Source organism: Pseudomonas sp. GYB4201 (assembly GCF_056312595.1).
This window is the reverse complement of the sequence record NZ_JBWGIG010000014.1, coordinates 25,863-40,733: the sequence shown is the minus strand read 5'-3', so window position 1 is coordinate 40,733 and position 14,871 is coordinate 25,863. Positions and strand designations below refer to the sequence as shown.

The 14,871-nt window shown below is 67.0% G+C and carries 12 protein-coding genes and 1 pseudogene; 9 read left to right on the top strand and 4 right to left on the bottom strand.

Annotation, left to right across the window (positions count from 1 at the left end):
- Positions 1 to 71 precede the first annotated feature (71 nt).
- Genes AC0Z2B_RS15290 through AC0Z2B_RS15280 form a run of 3 tightly spaced genes read left to right on the top strand, consistent with a single transcriptional unit; the run spans position 72 to position 3,476 of the window.
- Positions 72 to 593 carry a sugar dehydrogenase complex small subunit gene (locus AC0Z2B_RS15290; protein WP_476297698.1) on the top strand — a complete coding sequence of 174 codons (522 nt, stop codon included), beginning with the start codon at positions 72 to 74 and terminating at the stop codon, positions 591 to 593.
- 13 nt (positions 594 to 606) lie between these two features.
- Positions 607 to 2,211, top strand: coding sequence for a GMC family oxidoreductase (locus tag AC0Z2B_RS15285; protein ID WP_476297696.1), 1,605 nt, complete (start codon positions 607 to 609; stop codon positions 2,209 to 2,211).
- An 11-nt stretch (positions 2,212 to 2,222) separates the two neighbouring features.
- Positions 2,223 to 3,476 (top strand): c-type cytochrome, encoded by a 1,254-nt coding sequence (locus AC0Z2B_RS15280; protein ID WP_476297694.1) that lies wholly within the window; start codon positions 2,223 to 2,225, stop codon positions 3,474 to 3,476.
- A gap of 143 nt (positions 3,477 to 3,619) precedes the next feature.
- On the opposite strand, the pseudogene AC0Z2B_RS15275 reads toward AC0Z2B_RS15280, so the two are convergent.
- The 3 genes and pseudogenes from AC0Z2B_RS15275 to AC0Z2B_RS15265 all read right to left on the bottom strand — a co-directional run.
- Positions 3,620 to 4,344, bottom strand: a pseudogene (locus tag AC0Z2B_RS15275) (alpha/beta fold hydrolase); the annotation flags it as partial.
- 104 nt (positions 4,345 to 4,448) lie between these two features.
- Positions 4,449 to 5,843 (bottom strand): amino acid permease, encoded by a 1,395-nt coding sequence (locus AC0Z2B_RS15270; protein WP_473002421.1) that lies wholly within the window; start codon positions 5,841 to 5,843, stop codon positions 4,449 to 4,451.
- Between the two features lie 221 nt (positions 5,844 to 6,064).
- Positions 6,065 to 6,979 (bottom strand): LysR family transcriptional regulator, encoded by a 915-nt coding sequence (locus AC0Z2B_RS15265; RefSeq protein ID WP_476297692.1) that lies wholly within the window; start codon positions 6,977 to 6,979, stop codon positions 6,065 to 6,067.
- A gap of 106 nt (positions 6,980 to 7,085) precedes the next feature.
- Between AC0Z2B_RS15265 and AC0Z2B_RS15260 the strand changes: the two genes are divergently transcribed.
- The 4 genes from AC0Z2B_RS15260 to AC0Z2B_RS15245 all read left to right on the top strand — a co-directional run bounded on the left by AC0Z2B_RS15260 (position 7,086) and on the right by AC0Z2B_RS15245 (position 11,785).
- Positions 7,086 to 7,832 (top strand): SDR family oxidoreductase, encoded by a 747-nt coding sequence (locus AC0Z2B_RS15260; protein ID WP_476297690.1) that lies wholly within the window; start codon positions 7,086 to 7,088, stop codon positions 7,830 to 7,832.
- An 84-nt stretch (positions 7,833 to 7,916) separates the two neighbouring features.
- Positions 7,917 to 8,588, top strand: coding sequence for a (2Fe-2S)-binding protein (locus tag AC0Z2B_RS15255; protein WP_476297688.1), 672 nt, complete (start codon positions 7,917 to 7,919; stop codon positions 8,586 to 8,588).
- A complete protein-coding gene (locus AC0Z2B_RS15250; protein ID WP_476297686.1) occupies positions 8,588 to 9,571 on the top strand; it encodes an FAD binding domain-containing protein in 984 nt (327 codons plus the stop codon). Before AC0Z2B_RS15255 ends, AC0Z2B_RS15250 begins: the two co-directional genes overlap by 1 nt.
- A 9-nt stretch (positions 9,572 to 9,580) precedes the next feature.
- Positions 9,581 to 11,785, top strand: coding sequence for a xanthine dehydrogenase family protein molybdopterin-binding subunit (locus AC0Z2B_RS15245; RefSeq protein WP_476297684.1), 2,205 nt, complete (start codon positions 9,581 to 9,583; stop codon positions 11,783 to 11,785).
- A 232-nt stretch (positions 11,786 to 12,017) separates the two neighbouring features.
- On the opposite strand, the gene AC0Z2B_RS15240 is transcribed toward AC0Z2B_RS15245, so the two are convergent.
- On the bottom strand, positions 12,018 to 12,722 hold the full coding sequence (locus AC0Z2B_RS15240) for a TetR/AcrR family transcriptional regulator (protein ID WP_476297682.1): 705 nt from the start codon (positions 12,720 to 12,722) through the stop codon (positions 12,018 to 12,020).
- A gap of 381 nt (positions 12,723 to 13,103) precedes the next feature.
- On the opposite strand from AC0Z2B_RS15240, the gene AC0Z2B_RS15235 reads away from it, so the two are divergent.
- Positions 13,104 to 14,324 (top strand): acyl-CoA dehydrogenase family protein, encoded by a 1,221-nt coding sequence (locus tag AC0Z2B_RS15235; RefSeq protein ID WP_476297680.1) that lies wholly within the window; start codon positions 13,104 to 13,106, stop codon positions 14,322 to 14,324.
- 25 nt (positions 14,325 to 14,349) lie between these two features.
- Entirely contained in the window at positions 14,350 to 14,856 is a 507-nt protein-coding gene (locus tag AC0Z2B_RS15230) for a flavin reductase family protein (protein WP_416424577.1), read from the top strand.
- Positions 14,857 to 14,871: the final 15 nt, after the last annotated feature.

Here is a 14,871-nt window from a genome sequence, read left to right as displayed (position 1 = left end):
TCCCGTGGGCTACCTGACCAGTCTCCCCAGAAGAACTAGATTTACCTTGCCGTGTGCCTGAGAAAAAAAACATGACCTCCTTATCAGACTCCGATGTATTCAGCCGGCGTGCCGTGCTGAGGGCGGGTGCCGTGGCCATGGCGGCCTCGGCTGCCTTCAGCCTGTCACCGCTGGGCCGCGTGCTGGCCGACACCCTGGCGCAGGATGATTTCGCCCTGTTCATGGCGATCTCCCAGCCGCTGTGTGGCCAGCAGGTGCTGGACCCGGCGCTGGGCCGGGTATTGTTCGCGGCCTTGAGCCAGGGCAACCCCGACTTCACCCGCCTGCTGGCGCCTTTCAAGCAGTGGCTGGCCGAGCGTGGCCAGGCCACCCGCAACCTCACCGCCGATATCACCGCCCAGCACAAGGAATTGGCCCTCGTGCCGGCCCTGATTACCCGTGCCTGGTACCTCGGGGTGGTTGGCAACCAGGCGTATGCCTATGAACAGGCGCTGATGTACCCGCCGATCAAAGACATGGTGGTGCTGCCCACCTATGCCCGCGGTGCGCCGGGGTATTGGGAAGCCAAGCCGTACCCGCTGCCTGCCAACTGACCCGAGAGCCATCATGACCACACCAACTTCCGCTGACGTGGTGATCGTCGGTTCGGGCATTGCCGCCTGCCAGATCGCCCGCAAACTCGCCAACGCCGGCATCGACGTGCTGATGCTCGAAGCCGGCCCGCGCATCCAGCGCTGGGAAATCGTCGAGAGCTACCGCAACTCCGCCTTCAAGGGCGACCTGCAAAGCCCGTACAAACCCACCGAGCACGCCCCGCACCCGCAGTACTCGCCCGAGGACAACGGCTACTTTATCCAGAAGGGCCCCACCCCCTACAAGGCCGGTTACCTGCGCGTTGCTGGTGGCACCACCTGGCACTGGTCGGCCCAGGCCTGGCGCCTGCTGCCCAACGACTTTCGCATGAAGACCAAGTACGGCGTGGGCCGCGACTGGGCCATCAGCTACGACCAACTGGAGCCGTTCTACTGCGAAGCCGAGCAGGAGCTGGGCGTGTCCGGCCCGGCTGAAGACCTGGGCTCGCCACGCAGCAAGCCGTACCCGTTGCCGCCGCTGAAAATGTCCTACCTGGACCAGCGCTTCAAGGACGTGGTGGCGCCCGCCGGCTACGAAGCCGTACTGGAACCGGCCGGCCGCAACAGCGTGGCCTTCGAGGACCGCCCGGCCTGCTGCGGCAACAGCAACTGCATGCCGATCTGCCCGATCGAGGCCCAGTACGACGGCGGCACCGCCTTGCGCCGCGCGGAAGCGGCGGGGGCCAAGCTCATCGTCAACGCCGTGGTCTACCGTATCGAGCACGATGACGCCAACCGCATCGTCGCCGTGCATTACTACAACCCCGACAAGACCAGCGTGCGCGTCACCGGCAAGCATTTCGTGCTGGCCGCCAACGCCATTGAAACGCCCAAGCTGATGCTGATCAGCAAAAGCGAGAAAAACCCCAACGGCATCGGCAACAGCTCCGACCAGGTGGGCCGCAACCTGATGGATCACCCAGGCACCAGCGTCCGTTTCCTGGCCAACGAACCGCTGTGGCCAGGCCGCGGGCCCATGCGGCTGTCGTGCATCAACAACCTGCGCGACGGTGATTTCCGCAACGAGCGCTCGTCGATGAAGATCAACGTCGGCAACTACTCGCCGGTGCGGCCGGTGGCCGAATACCTGGTGGGCAAGGGCCTGGTAGGTGACGAACTGAACGAGCAGATTCGCGACGTGGCCTCGCGCTGGATGATGGTCAACAGCTTCTTCGACATCCTGCCCAACCCCAACAACCGCATCCGTGCCAGCGACACCGAAACCGACGCCCTGGGTATCCCCAAGCCCGAGGTGCATTACTTCGTCGACGAGTACGTGGACAAGGCCGCCGTGGTCTGCCGCGAGCATTTCACCAAGATTGCCGAGCTGTTCGGCGGCACCGACGTGACTTACTTCGACACCTACTTCAACAACAACCACATCATGGGCACCTTGATCATGGGCAACGACCCCAAGGACTCGGTGGTGGACGCCGACCTGCGCAGCCATGACCATCCCAACCTGTTCATCGCCTCCAGCGGCGTGATGGCCAGCGCCGGCAACGTCAATTGCACCCTGACCCTGGTGGCGCTGGCCGTGCGCCTGGGCGACAAGCTGCTTGCCGAAGTGCGCGCCTGAGGAGCCCTGTGATGAAAGCCACTAAACACTGCATCACCTTGCTGGTCGCCGCATTGTCCCTGGCAAGCCTGGGCGCCAACGCCGACGACGCGCTGATCAAGAAGGGCGAGTACCTGACCCGCGCCGCCGACTGCGAGGCCTGCCACACCACGGCGGGCGGCCAGCCGTTCGCTGGCGGCACGCCCTTCAAGACGCCCATGGGCACGTTGTTCTCGCCCAACATCACCCCGGACAAGGACACCGGCATCGGCAACTGGACCGACGCCCAGTTCCTGCGCGCCGTGCACGAAGGCAAGGGCAAGGACGGCGAGAACCTGTACCCGGCGTTCCCCTACACTGACTACACCGCGCTGACCGACGACGATGTGCTGGCCATCAAGGCTTACCTGATGAGCACGCCGCCCGTGCACAACGTGGTGCCGGAGAACCAGATGCCGTTCCCGTTCAACCAGCGCTGGTCGCTGATGTTCTGGAACCTCATCAACTTCAAGGAAGGCCGCTTCAAGCCGCAGCCCCAGCAGAGCGAGGCGTGGAACCGCGGCGCCTACCTGGTCGACGCTCTTGGCCACTGCGGCCAGTGCCACACCCCGCGCGACATCACCATGGGCCTCAAGGACTCGAAGAAATTCGCCGGCGCCGACCTTGCCGGCTGGAAGGCCTTCAACATCAGCAGCCACAAGCAGGACGGCATCGGCAGCTGGAGCGATGACGAGATCATCCGCTACCTGGGCACCGGCAACGTGCCGGGCCGTGCCCAAGCCGGTGGCCCCATGGCCGAAGTGATCGAGAAGAGCACCCGCCACCTGAGCGATGCCGACCTCAAGGCCATGGTTACCTACCTGCGCAGCGTGCCGGCCCAGGCCAACGACATCGACAAGGCACGCAGCGAGCAGGGCGCCCCGATTGCCTCGCTGGCCGCGGTGCGTGGTGCGCCGATCAAGGCTGAAGGCGCCAATCTGTACAGCGGCAACTGCGCCAGCTGCCACCAGTGGTCGGGTGGCGGCATCGGCAACGGCTACTACCCGTCGCTGTACAAGAACAGTGTGGTGGGTGCCGACAACGCCAACAACCTGGTGCTGGTGATGTTGCAGGGTGTGCAGCGTGACATGGGCAACGACAAGGTGGTGATGCCGGCGTTTGGTCGTTCATTGACGGACGAGCAGATCGCGACCTTGGCCAACTACGTGGGCAAGCAGTTCGGTGGCGCCGACTATGGCCTCAAGGCCGCGGACGTAGCGGAACTGCGCAAGGCCGGCCTGCATTGAAACCACGCCCCAGGCCGCCTGACGGCAGCTGCTACGCCGATCTCCTGTAGCAGCGGCCCCAAGGCCGCGTCATGGGCCCTGCGGTGTGCCTGGCTCACCGCGTGAAGCAGACGCCGCCTGACGGCAGCTGCTACGGGCGGCCATTATTTGCGCAGCGGGCGGAATGCCTCGCGCAACTCCTCGCTGAACAGCTGCGGCTGCTCCCAGGCGGCGAAGTGGCCGCCCTTGGCCACTTCGTGGAAGTAGCTCAGCGATGGGTAGGCGCGCTGCGCCCAGCGCTTGGGCGCGCGGTAGATTTCGTGGGGGAACACGCTGATCGCCACCGGCACCTTGATGTCGGCGGTCTTCTGCGCCGTGGCGCTGAAGTTGTTATTGTTGTTCTCCCAATAGAAGCGCGAGGCCGAGGTACCGGTGTTGGTCAGCCAGTACAGGCTGATGTCATCGAGCATCTCGTCACGGCTCAGCACGCGCTCGGGGTGGCCGTCGCTGTCGCTCCAGGCCGCGAACTTCTCGTACATCCACGCCGCAGTGCCGGCCGGCGAGTCCGACAGCAGGTAGCCGGTGGTCTGCGGCCGGGTGACCATCAGGGCGCCGCCCAGGCTGGCGGGCGGGGCGTCGCCGCTGTTGATTGGCTTGACCAGTTCCGGCGGCGCCGTGGTCGCCCCCCTGGGATACGTAATGGCTATAGCCCAGGCGTTTCATCAGCACGTCCCAGTTCAGTGGGCTTGCCGGAAAAACCGTAGCCGGGAATGGACGGGATCACCACGCCCTGGGAGGTGTCGGCGACGGTTTCCTTGTCTGGCCAACGGGTGGCGGCGAGGCGTTGGCGCAGGTCGGTGAGTTGTTGCGCGTCCACGTGCATGTGGTAGCCGTAGCCGCTGCCGCAGGCTGTGCTGGCCGTCATGCAGCCCGCAGATTTCCAGCGAGGCAAAGGACCAGCGCAGCCTGGCGGCAGCGGCTACAGGGCAGACTTCAAGCCGGCGCTTTCACCGCCGCGCCTGCCGTGGCCGTGCGCCGCCGGCAGGTGATGATGCCCACGAACGACACCGCCAGCGCCAGGATCAGCGTGCTGGTGGCCTCGGCCCGGTGGTCGGGGGTGAACAGCAGCACGGCGATCGCCGCCAGGATGAACAGGATCACCCCATAGGTCGCCCAGGGAAACAGCCACATCTTGAACGTCAGGGCGTCGCCCTGGGTGCGGCGCATGCGCAGCTGCGACACGGCGATCGCCAGGTACACCAGCAGCGCCACGGCGCCCGAACTGGACAGCAGGAAGTCGAACAGGCTGGCGGGGGCGAAATGGTTGAGGGCGGCGATGAAGGCGCCGACGGCGGCGGTGCCCAGCACGGCGCGGCGCGGCACACCGTTGCCTGAGGTCTTGGCCGCCGCTGCGGGCGCATCTCCGCGGCGGGCCAGGGAGTAGAGCATGCGCGAGGCAATGTAGATCGAAGAGTTCATGCAGCTGGTCACGGCCACCAGCACCACCAGGTCGACGATCAGCTTGGCGTGGGGCACCTGCAGCAGCTCCAGTGCGCGCTGGTAGGAGCCGACGCTGGCCAGCGCCGGGTCGCTCCAGGGCACCACGGAAATCACCACCATGATCGACAGCAAGTAGAACACGCCGATGCGCCAGATCACCGAGCGGGTGGCCTTGGCGATGTTGCGCGACGGCTCGCCCGACTCGGCGGCGGCGATGGTGACCGACTCGGTGCCGATGAAACTGAACATGATGGTGATGAACGCACCGACCACCGCGGTCAGGCCGTTGGGGGCGAAGCCGCCGTGCTCGCGCATCAGGCTGACGATGCCGGGGCCTTCGTGCAGCGGCAGCCAGCCCAGCAGGGCGGCGGCGCCGAAGCCGATGAAGCCGATGATGGCGGTGACCTTGAGCAGGGCGAACCAGAACTCGAACTCGCCGTATTTGTCGACGCCGAACAGGTTGGTGATGCTCAGCAGCACCACCGACGCCAGGGCATAGATCCAGGTGTCGCACCAGGGAAACCACTGGTTGAGGATGTGCCCGGCGGCCAGCGCCTCGATGGGCACCACCAGCACCCAGAACCACCAGTACAGCCAACCGATGGTGAAGCCGGCCCAGGGCCCGATGGCTTTTTCGGCGTAGGTGGAAAAGGAACCGGTGTCGGGGTTGGCGACGGCCATCTCGCCAAGCATGCGCATCACCAGCACCACCAGGGTGCCGGCGGCCAGGTAGGCGAGGATGACGGCGGGGCCGGCGGCGGCAATCGCATGGCCGGAGCCGACGAACAGCCCCGCGCCAATGATCCCGGCAATGGACAGCATGGTTACGTGGCGCGGTTTGAAGCCGTTGGACAGCTGGCCGCCGCTTTGATCGTTCAGGCTCGTCATACTCTGCTCTTGTTCGAGGGTTTTAGGGGGCAGAGAAGGGCAGTGACACGAAGAGGCAGGTGAAGCTCGACAGCGCCAATCCTGGGCCACGCCGCTTTGCATGTTATTGTTTTGTCAGGCGTTCCTGGGGCGCTAGCTTAAACCGGGTGCAAGCGGCGGGCTGTTTCAGTTGCGCCACGAGGCTTTCAGGGAACGACATGGGCGGCGCGCCGGGGTCGTTTTCAGCGCGGCTCGAGCCGGCGCCGATGCTCCCACTCGCGCACCGCGTCCATGAACAGCCTCAGGGCAATCGGCGGGTGGCGGTTGGCCGGGTAATAGAAGCACAGCCCCGGCAGCGTCGGGCTCCATTCGGGCAGCAGGTGCAGCAGCCGCCCGGCCTGCACGTGGGCCTCGACGTGGTAGTGGGGTATCCAGGCCACGCCGATGCCGGCCAGGGCGGCGTCCACCATCAGGTTGGTGTTGCCCAGGGTCATCGGCCCGTCCACGTCGATGACCGCCACCTCGCCGGCGCGCTCCATGCCCCAGTGGTACATCGCGCCGCTGGCGAAGCGGTAGCGAATGCAGCGGTGCTGCTTGAGGTCGTGGGGCGCGCGTGGCGTGCCGTACTGCGCCACGTAGGCGGGCGAGGCCACGGCGGCGAAGCGCAGCGGCTCGCCGAACGGCACCGCGACCATGTCCAGGGGGATGTCCTCGTGCACGCGGATGCCGGCGTCGAAGCCATCGGCGACGATGTCGACGAAGCGGGTGTCGATGACGAACTCGACGTGGATGTCCGGGTAGGTGGCCAGGAACGCGGGCAGCACCTCGCGGATGATCGGGCGCGCGCCGGCTTCGGCGGCGCTGATGCGCACCGAGCCCGAAGGGCGGTTGCTGGTCGACACCACTTCGGTCACCGCTTCATCCAGGTCGGCCAGCGCCGGCATGATCCGCCGCAGCAGGCGTTCGCCCACCTCGGTCAGGGCCACCGAGCGGGTGGTGCGGTTCAGCAGGCGCAGGCCCAGGCGTGCCTCCAGGTTGCGCATGGTGTGGCTCAGCGCCGAGGGCGACACGCCCAGCCTGGCGGCGGCGGCGCGGAAGCTCTTCAATTCGGCGATCGCCGCGAAGGCGTTGAGTTCGGACAGGCCGGCGCGTTGCATTGATGAAAAATCCTCATTACATCGTGCGCAATGGCACGGATTGTTGAGGTTTTACCATCAACCTATGCTGATGACCATCCTACCGTCATCACGCAGAGGCAACTCCATGAGCAATAACATCTCCGCCAAGGTCGTGGTCATCACCGGCGCCAGCAGCGGCCTGGGCGAAGCCACCGCACGCCACCTGGCCGCCCAGGGCGCGCGGGTGGTGCTGGCAGCGCGCCGCCTGGAGCGTATCGAAGCCGTGGCCCAGGCGCTGCGCGCCAGCGGCGCAGAAGCCCTGGCCGTGGCCACCGACGTCACCGACGCCGTGGCCGTGAAGGCCCTGGTGGACCAGGCCGTGAGCGCCTTCGGCCGCATCGACGTGATGATCAACAACGCCGGGATCATGCCCCACTCGCCGCTCGAGCGCCTGAAAATCGAGGACTGGCACCAGACCATCGACGTCAACATCAAGGGCGTGCTGCACGGCATTGCCGCCGCCTTGCCGCACATGATCCAGCAGAAAGCCGGGCAGATCATCAACGTCTCCTCGGTGGCCGGCCACAAGGTGCGCCCGGGCAGCGCCGTGTACGCGGCGACCAAGAGCGCCGTGCTGATGATCTCCGAAGGCCTGCGCCAGGAGGTCAAGCCCTACGACATCCGCACCACGGTGATCTCCCCGGGCGCGATCGACACCGACCTGCCGGCCAGCATCACCGAGGCCGATATCGCCGGGCACATCCAGAACTTCTACAACGAGTACGCGATTCCTGCAGAGTCGTTCGCCCGCGCCGTGGCGTTCGCCATCAGCCAGCCGCCGGAGGTCGACATCAACGAAATTCTCTTCCGGCCGACCCGCCAGGAGCTCTGAAGCACCGCTGGGCCACTGGATCGAACCCGGTGGCCCTTCAGTAGTCAGCTGCAATGTGATGCAACCCACGTGAGGGTGAACCTGATGACTGACCAGAAGAACAGGCCACCGGCCGATGCCCATGATGCGGCGGCGCCCCAGGCGTCGCGGCGCAATTTCCTCAAGTTCGGTGCCTCGGGCATCGCCGCCGCCACCGTGTCCCACTGGATACCGCCAGCGCTGGCCCATGGCGTGGCGCCGGCGGCCGAAGTCAACGATCCGGACGCGCCCGCCGCTGGCGAGCAGCGCATCAAGCTGCAGGTGAATGGCCAGTGGCACAGCCTCAACGTGCCGGCCAACGCCATCCTGCTGGACGTGCTGCGCGACCGCCTGCAACTGACCGGCAGCAAGAAGGGCTGCGACCACGGCCAATGTGGCGCCTGCACCTTGCTGGTGAATGGCGTGGCGATCAATTCGTGCCTGTCCATTGCCGTGCAGCACGACGGCGAGAGCATCACCACCATCGAAGGGCTGGCCAAGGACGGCGCCCTGCACCCGGTGCAGCAGGCGTTCTGGGAGCACGACGCCTACCAGTGCGGCTACTGCACCTCGGGGCAGATCATGAGCGCGGTGGCCATTCTCAACGACCCGAACATCCCCGCCGATGACGCCAGCGTGCGCGAGGCCATGAGCGGCAATATCTGCCGCTGCGGCGCCTACAAGAACATCCTGGCGGCCGTGCAGGCGGCGCGGGCGAAGATGGGGAGGGCGGTCTGATGCGTACCTTCGACTATTCGCGCGCCGACTCGGCCGCCAACGCCGTGCGCACCGCGTCCGGGACAGGCCAGCGCCTGTACCTGGCCGGCGGCACCAGCTTGCTCGACCTGGTGAAGCTGGACGTGATGCAGCCCGACCAGTTGGTCGATATCAACCGCCTGGCGCTCAAGCAGATCGAGCCCTTGCCCGACGGCCGCCTGCGGGTTGGCGCGCTGGTCAGCAACACTGACCTGGCGCGGCACCCCTGGGTGCGCCTGCACTACCCGGTGCTGTCCCAGGCGCTGCTGGCCGGGGCCTCCACCCAGCTGCGCAACAAGGCCACCACCGCCGGCAACATCATGCAGCGGGTGCGCTGCAACTACTTCCGTGACGGCATTTCACCCTGCAACAAGCGCCAGCCGGGCAGCGGCTGCGCGGCCATCGGCGGGCTGAACCGCAGCGTGCACGCGGTGCTGGGCACCAGCGAGCACTGCATTGCCAGCCACCCCTCGGACATGTGCGTGGCGGTGGCGGCCATCGGTGCGCGCGTCACCGTGCAGGGCGCGGCCGGCTCGCGGGAGATCGACTTTGCCGACTTCCACCTGCTGCCCGGCGACACGCCCTGGCAGGAACACGCGCTGCAGCCCCACGAGTTGATCACCCACCTGACCCTGGACGCGCCCCTGGCCAACAGCCGCTCGGGCTACCTGAAGCTGCGCGACCGTACTTCGTACCAGTTCGCCCTGGCGTCCAGCGCGGTGGTGCTGGTGCTCGATGGCCCGCGCATCACCCAGGCGCGCATCGCCCTGGGCGGGGTGGGCACCAAGCCCTGGCGCGCGCGTGAAGCCGAGCAGGCGCTGGTGGGGCAGCCGGCAACGCTGGACAGCTTCACCCGCGTGGCGCAACTCGCCATGAAGGACGCCCACGCCTACGAACACAACGCCTTCAAGATCCCGCTGGGGCAGCAGGCCATCATCCGCAACCTGCGAGACCTGACCGCCTAGGAGCTGCCCATGAACCAGAGCATTATCGGCACCCCCACGCCCCGCGTGGACGGCCGCCAGAAAGTCACTGGCGCGGCGCGTTATGCCGCCGACCACCCCATGCCCGGCCTGTTGTTCGCCTATGGCGTGTACAGCAGCATTGCCAGTGGCCGCGTGCGGGCCATCGACGACGCCCGGGCCAGGGCCATGCCTGGCGTGGTCAGTGTGCTGCACCACGGCAACGTCGGGCCGTTGCACCGCACGCCCAACACGCCGCTCAAGGACGTGCTGACCGCCAGCAAGGCCGACGAGCACCGGCTGCCGTTCGAGGACGATGGCGTGTACTACCCGGGCCAGTTCGTGGCGCTGGTGGTGGCCGACACCTTCGAACATGCGCGCGCCGCGGCCTATCAGGTGAAGGTCGACTACGAACAGAGCGAGCCGACCAGGACCCTGGCCGACGCCTTGCGCCTGCATGGTGCCACGGACGGCGGCCGCGGCCACAGCCGTGGTGACCCCCAGGCTGGCTACGAGGGCGCGGCGCACCAGCTGGACCAGACCTACACCACGCCGGTGGAGGTGCACAACCCGATGGAAATGCACGCCACCACCGCCTGGTGGCAGGACGGCCGGCTGTACGTCTACGAGGCCACCCAGGGCGTGGTCAACCACCGCAACATGCTCGCCAACGTCTTCGACCTGCCGCCGGACAAGGTCGAGGTGCGCGCGCCGTTCATTGGCTCGGGGTTTGGCGGCAAGCTGTGGCCCTGGCCGCATTCGGTGGCCGCCTGCATGGCCGCCAAGGCCACCCAGCGGCCGGTGCAACTGATGCTGCCGCGCGCGCAGATGTTCACCACCGTGGGCCATCGGCCCGAGACGCAGCAGCGTATTCGCCTGGCCACCGATGCCAGCGGCAAGCTGCTGTCGATCCGGCATGAGTCGGTCAACAGCACCTCCACCCTGGACGCCTACACCGAGGCCTGCGGTGGCGTCACCAGCAGCTTGTACTCTTGCCCCAACGTGCTGGTGTCGCACAAGCACAGCCCGCTGAACCGCGGCACGCCCACCTCCATGCGCGCGCCGGGCGCCGCCCCTGGGTTGTTTGCCCTGGAGTCGGCGATTGACGAGATGGCCTTGCTGCAGGGCATGGACCCGGTGGCGTTCCGCAAGCTGAACCTGGCCACCCGTGATGAAGCGCTGAACCTGCCGTTCTCCGGCAACCACCTGCCCGAAGCGCTGGCGCAGGCGGCGCAGCGTTTTGGTTGGGAGCGGCGCAATGGCGAAATTGGCTCCATGCGCGAAGGCGATGAAATCATTGGCTATGGCGTGGGCGCCTGCAACTGGGAGGCGTTCCAGATGCCCACCGAAGCGCGGGTGATCCTGCGTGCCGACGGCAGCGCGCTGGTGCAGTCGGGCGTGCAGGACATTGGTACCGGTACCTACACCGTGGCTGCGCAGACGGTGGCGCAGCTGACCGGGTTGCCGGTGGAGCGCATTGAAGTGGAGCTGGGCAGCTCGGCGTTGCCGCCGGGCGCCTTGTCGGGTGGCTCCTGGCTCACCGCCAGCTTGATGCCGGCACTGGCCGGTGCCACGCGCCAGGCCCTGACGCAACTGCGTGAATACGCCGTGGCGCCGGGCGGGGTGTTCGCCGGCGCCGATGCCGAGCACTTGCAGGTGGACGGCGGGCAGCTGGTCAACGGCGACCAGCGCGCCAGCTTCGCCCAGGTGCTGGACCGCCAGCGGCTGGCGCGGGCCGAGGGCTTCTTCCACAGCGGCGCCAAGTCGGGGGAGTTTTCCTTTCGCTCCTTCGGCGCGCATTTCGTCGAGGTGCGCTGGGACCCGGGCATCTCGCGCCTGCGGGTGGCGCGGGTGGTCAGCGCCATCGACGTCGGCAAGGTGGTCAACCCGCTGGCGGCGCGCAACCAGGTGGAGGGGGCCATTGTCATGGCCATCGGCATGGCCCTGTTCGAAGCCGGCGAGTTCGACCCGCGCACCGGCCTGCCGGCCAACAACAACTACGCCGAGTACGTAGTGCCGGTGCACGCCGACCAGCCGGATATCGACGTGACCCTGCTGGACTTCCCCGACCTGAACCTCAGCGAGTTCGGCGCCCGCGGCATCGGCGAGATCGGCGTCACCGGCCTGGCGGCGGCCGTGGCCAACGCCGTGTACCACGCCACCGGCAAGCGCATCCGCAGCCTGCCCATCACCAAGGAAAAATTAATGACGGTATAACCCCGTAGCAGCGGCCCAAGGTCGCGTCCCAGGCGCCGCGATTGGGCAGGCCCACCGCCGGACGCCGCCTTCGGCAGCTGCTACGCCGCTCCCGTAGCAGCGGCCAACGGCCGCGTCCCAGGCACCGCGATTGGGCAGGCCCACCGCCGCCCCACCGTAGCAGCGGCCAAAGGCCGCGTCCCAGGCGCCGCGATTGGGCAGGTTCGCCGCCGGACGCCGCCTTCGGCAGCTGCTACGGGTTGCCCAATGCCCAGGCGGGGCGGGTGGCGGTGACTTCGCCGTTGGCCCAGGCCTTGAGGTAGTCGCGTGCGAAGACCATGCCGGCCTCGCATTCCTCGGCGCTGCACCCCAGGCTGCGCAAGGCCATGCGCACAGCTTCATCCATATAGGCATCCGGCGCTTCCACACCCTGGCGCAGGGCCTGGATGGCGTGGGCCGAGGCGCCCATCAGGAAATCGGTGGCGACGTCGATGCGCGGCAGCTCAAAGGCGCCGCTGGCCCGGCCGTGCTCAAGGTCGCGGGACATGTACTCGGCCACCAGCGAGGTGTGCTGCCAGGCATCCACGCGGGTCACGAAACCTGCCCACAGCGGGTCGAGCAGGGCGCGCAGCATGAACAGCCGGAACGCCGTGGCCACCCGCTGGCGCGGCTCGGTGAGCACGTCGTACACCGGCAGGATGTCCGTGGTCATCTGGTTGTTCAGCGCCTGCCCGATGGCCACCAGCACCTCGTCCAGCGAGGTGAAGTAGTTGTAGAAAGTGCCGCGCGACACCTCCGCCTCGCGAATCACATCATCGATGACCGGGGCGGTGGCGCCGCTGGCGGCAAACACGCGCATGGCCGCGTCCAGCAGCTTGGCGCGCATCAGCTGGCGTTTTTTCAAGGCAACGTGCGGGCGGTGGTCGACCACCGGGGTGGCAGGCGCGGGCTTGGACACTGCAAAACCTCGTTCAAGTGACAGATCGTCAGAATGACAGTCTAGGCGCCGCTTATCAGAATGACAACTTTGTTCAAAATACCCCTTGCGCCGCCTTCAAGGCTGGCCTACATTCAACTCAATTGTCGGAATGACAATATCGTCATAAAAATAATAGGAGACGAGCATGTTGATCCCTTCCCACCCCGCGTCACGCCCGCATCCCACCTCGCCCAGCGCCCGTTCGAACTGGCACGTCTGCGTCTTCAAACTGCACCGCCGCACCTGACCGCACCGCACCCGCACCTGGTTGAATGATCGCCTGCCCACTGCCCCGGGCGGCTTGCATGCACCTGAACGTTATAAATGACATTTTTGTTCATTATGATAGCCGAGGTTGGTATGAACGCAGACCTGAACACCGCACGCGCCTTCACTGAATTCGCCGCCCAGCCCAGCCTGGCCGAGCTGATCGAACGGGCCCGCGCCCTGCAGCCGTTGCTGCGCAAGAACACCGTCGAAAACGAAAAGAACCGCCGCACCTGCGAGGAAAACATCCAGGCCATCCAGGACGCCGGCCTGTTCCGGCTGATGGTGCCCAAGCGTTTTGGCGGCCACGAAGGCACGCTGCGGGCGCATATGGAGGTCTCCGCCGCCCTGGGCGAGGCCTGTGGTGGCACCGCCTGGGTGGTGGCGCTGACCAACGTCTGCGCCTGGTTCACCGGGCTGTTCTGCGAGCAGGCGCAGAACGAGGTGTTCGGCGCCAACCCCGACGCGCGGGTGGCCGGGGTGTTCAACGCCTCGCCTAACACCCGGCGGGTGGAGGGCGGGCTGATTGTCAGCGGCAAGTGGTATTCCTCGTCCGGCAGCCTGCACGCCGACTGGGCCGTGGTCGGTGCCGAGGAGCGCGACGCCAACGGCGCGGTCATCGGCCAGTACCTGGCGCTGATGCCCAAGGCCGACTACCGCATCGAAGACACCTGGTTCACCGCCGGCATGCGCGCCTCGGGCAGCAACTGCGTGGTGGCCGAGGAGGTGTTCGTGCCCAACCACCGCCTGCTGCACATGGGCGGCGCCATCGAAGGCGAGTACGCCACCGAGTTCAAGGACGAAGCCGCCTACCGCGGCCTGTTCGTGCCGTTCGCAGCCTTGATCCTCAATGGCCCGCAGCTGGGCCTGGGCCGCGCCGCGCTGCAGTACGTGATCGACAACGCGCCGCGCAGGGCCATCGCCTACACCTCGTTCGAAAAACAGCCCGACTCGGTGGTGTTCCAGACCCAGATCGCCGAAGCCGCGCTGAAGATCGACACCGCGCACCTGCGCGCCTTCCGCGCCGCCGACGAGATGGACGCCGCGGCGCGCCAGGACATCAAGCTCGACACCCTGACCCGCGCGCGCATCCGCGCCGATGTCGGCCTGGTCAACACGCACATCACCGAGGCGATCAACATCCTGCTCTCGGCCCACGGCGCCGGCAGCTTCTCCGAGGCCAGCCCGATGCAGCGCTGGTGGCGCGACTCCAACACCGCGGCGCGGCACGCGGTGGCGTTGCCGGCGGTGGGCAACGAGCTGTACGGCAAGGCGCTGCTGGGTGTGGAAAACACCGTCACGCCGCTGGTTTGATCGCCCCCTGACCGAGGACTGTCCCATGGACACCAAACTCCTGCGCTCAGTGATGGGCCAGTTCGCCACGGGCGTCACCGTGGTCACCTTCAACGCCGACGGCGAGCCCGCCGGCATGACCGCCAACGCCTTCATGTCGGTGTCCCTGGAGCCACCGCTGATCCTGGTGTCGATCCGCAACGCCTCCAGTTTCAACCGCTTCGTGGATGTGGGCGTGCGCTACGGCGTCAACTTCCTCGCCGAAAGCCAGCGCTGGCTCAGCGGCCACTTCGGCGGTCGCCCGGAGCAGGGCGCCGAGCTGCCCTTCATCGACCATGAAGGCACGCCCTTGCTCGACGGCAGCCTGGTGCAGCTGGTGGCGCGCACCGTCGACGTGCACCCGGCAGGCGACCACCTGCTGTACATCGGCGAAATCGAGCACCTGCGCATCGGCGCCCAGCGCAAGCCCTTGCTGTTCTTCAGCGGCCGCTACCACCAGATGCACGCCCGCTCGCCCGGCAGCGAATGGAGCGGCTGCATCGACGGCTGGTAACCCGCCGCGCCACAC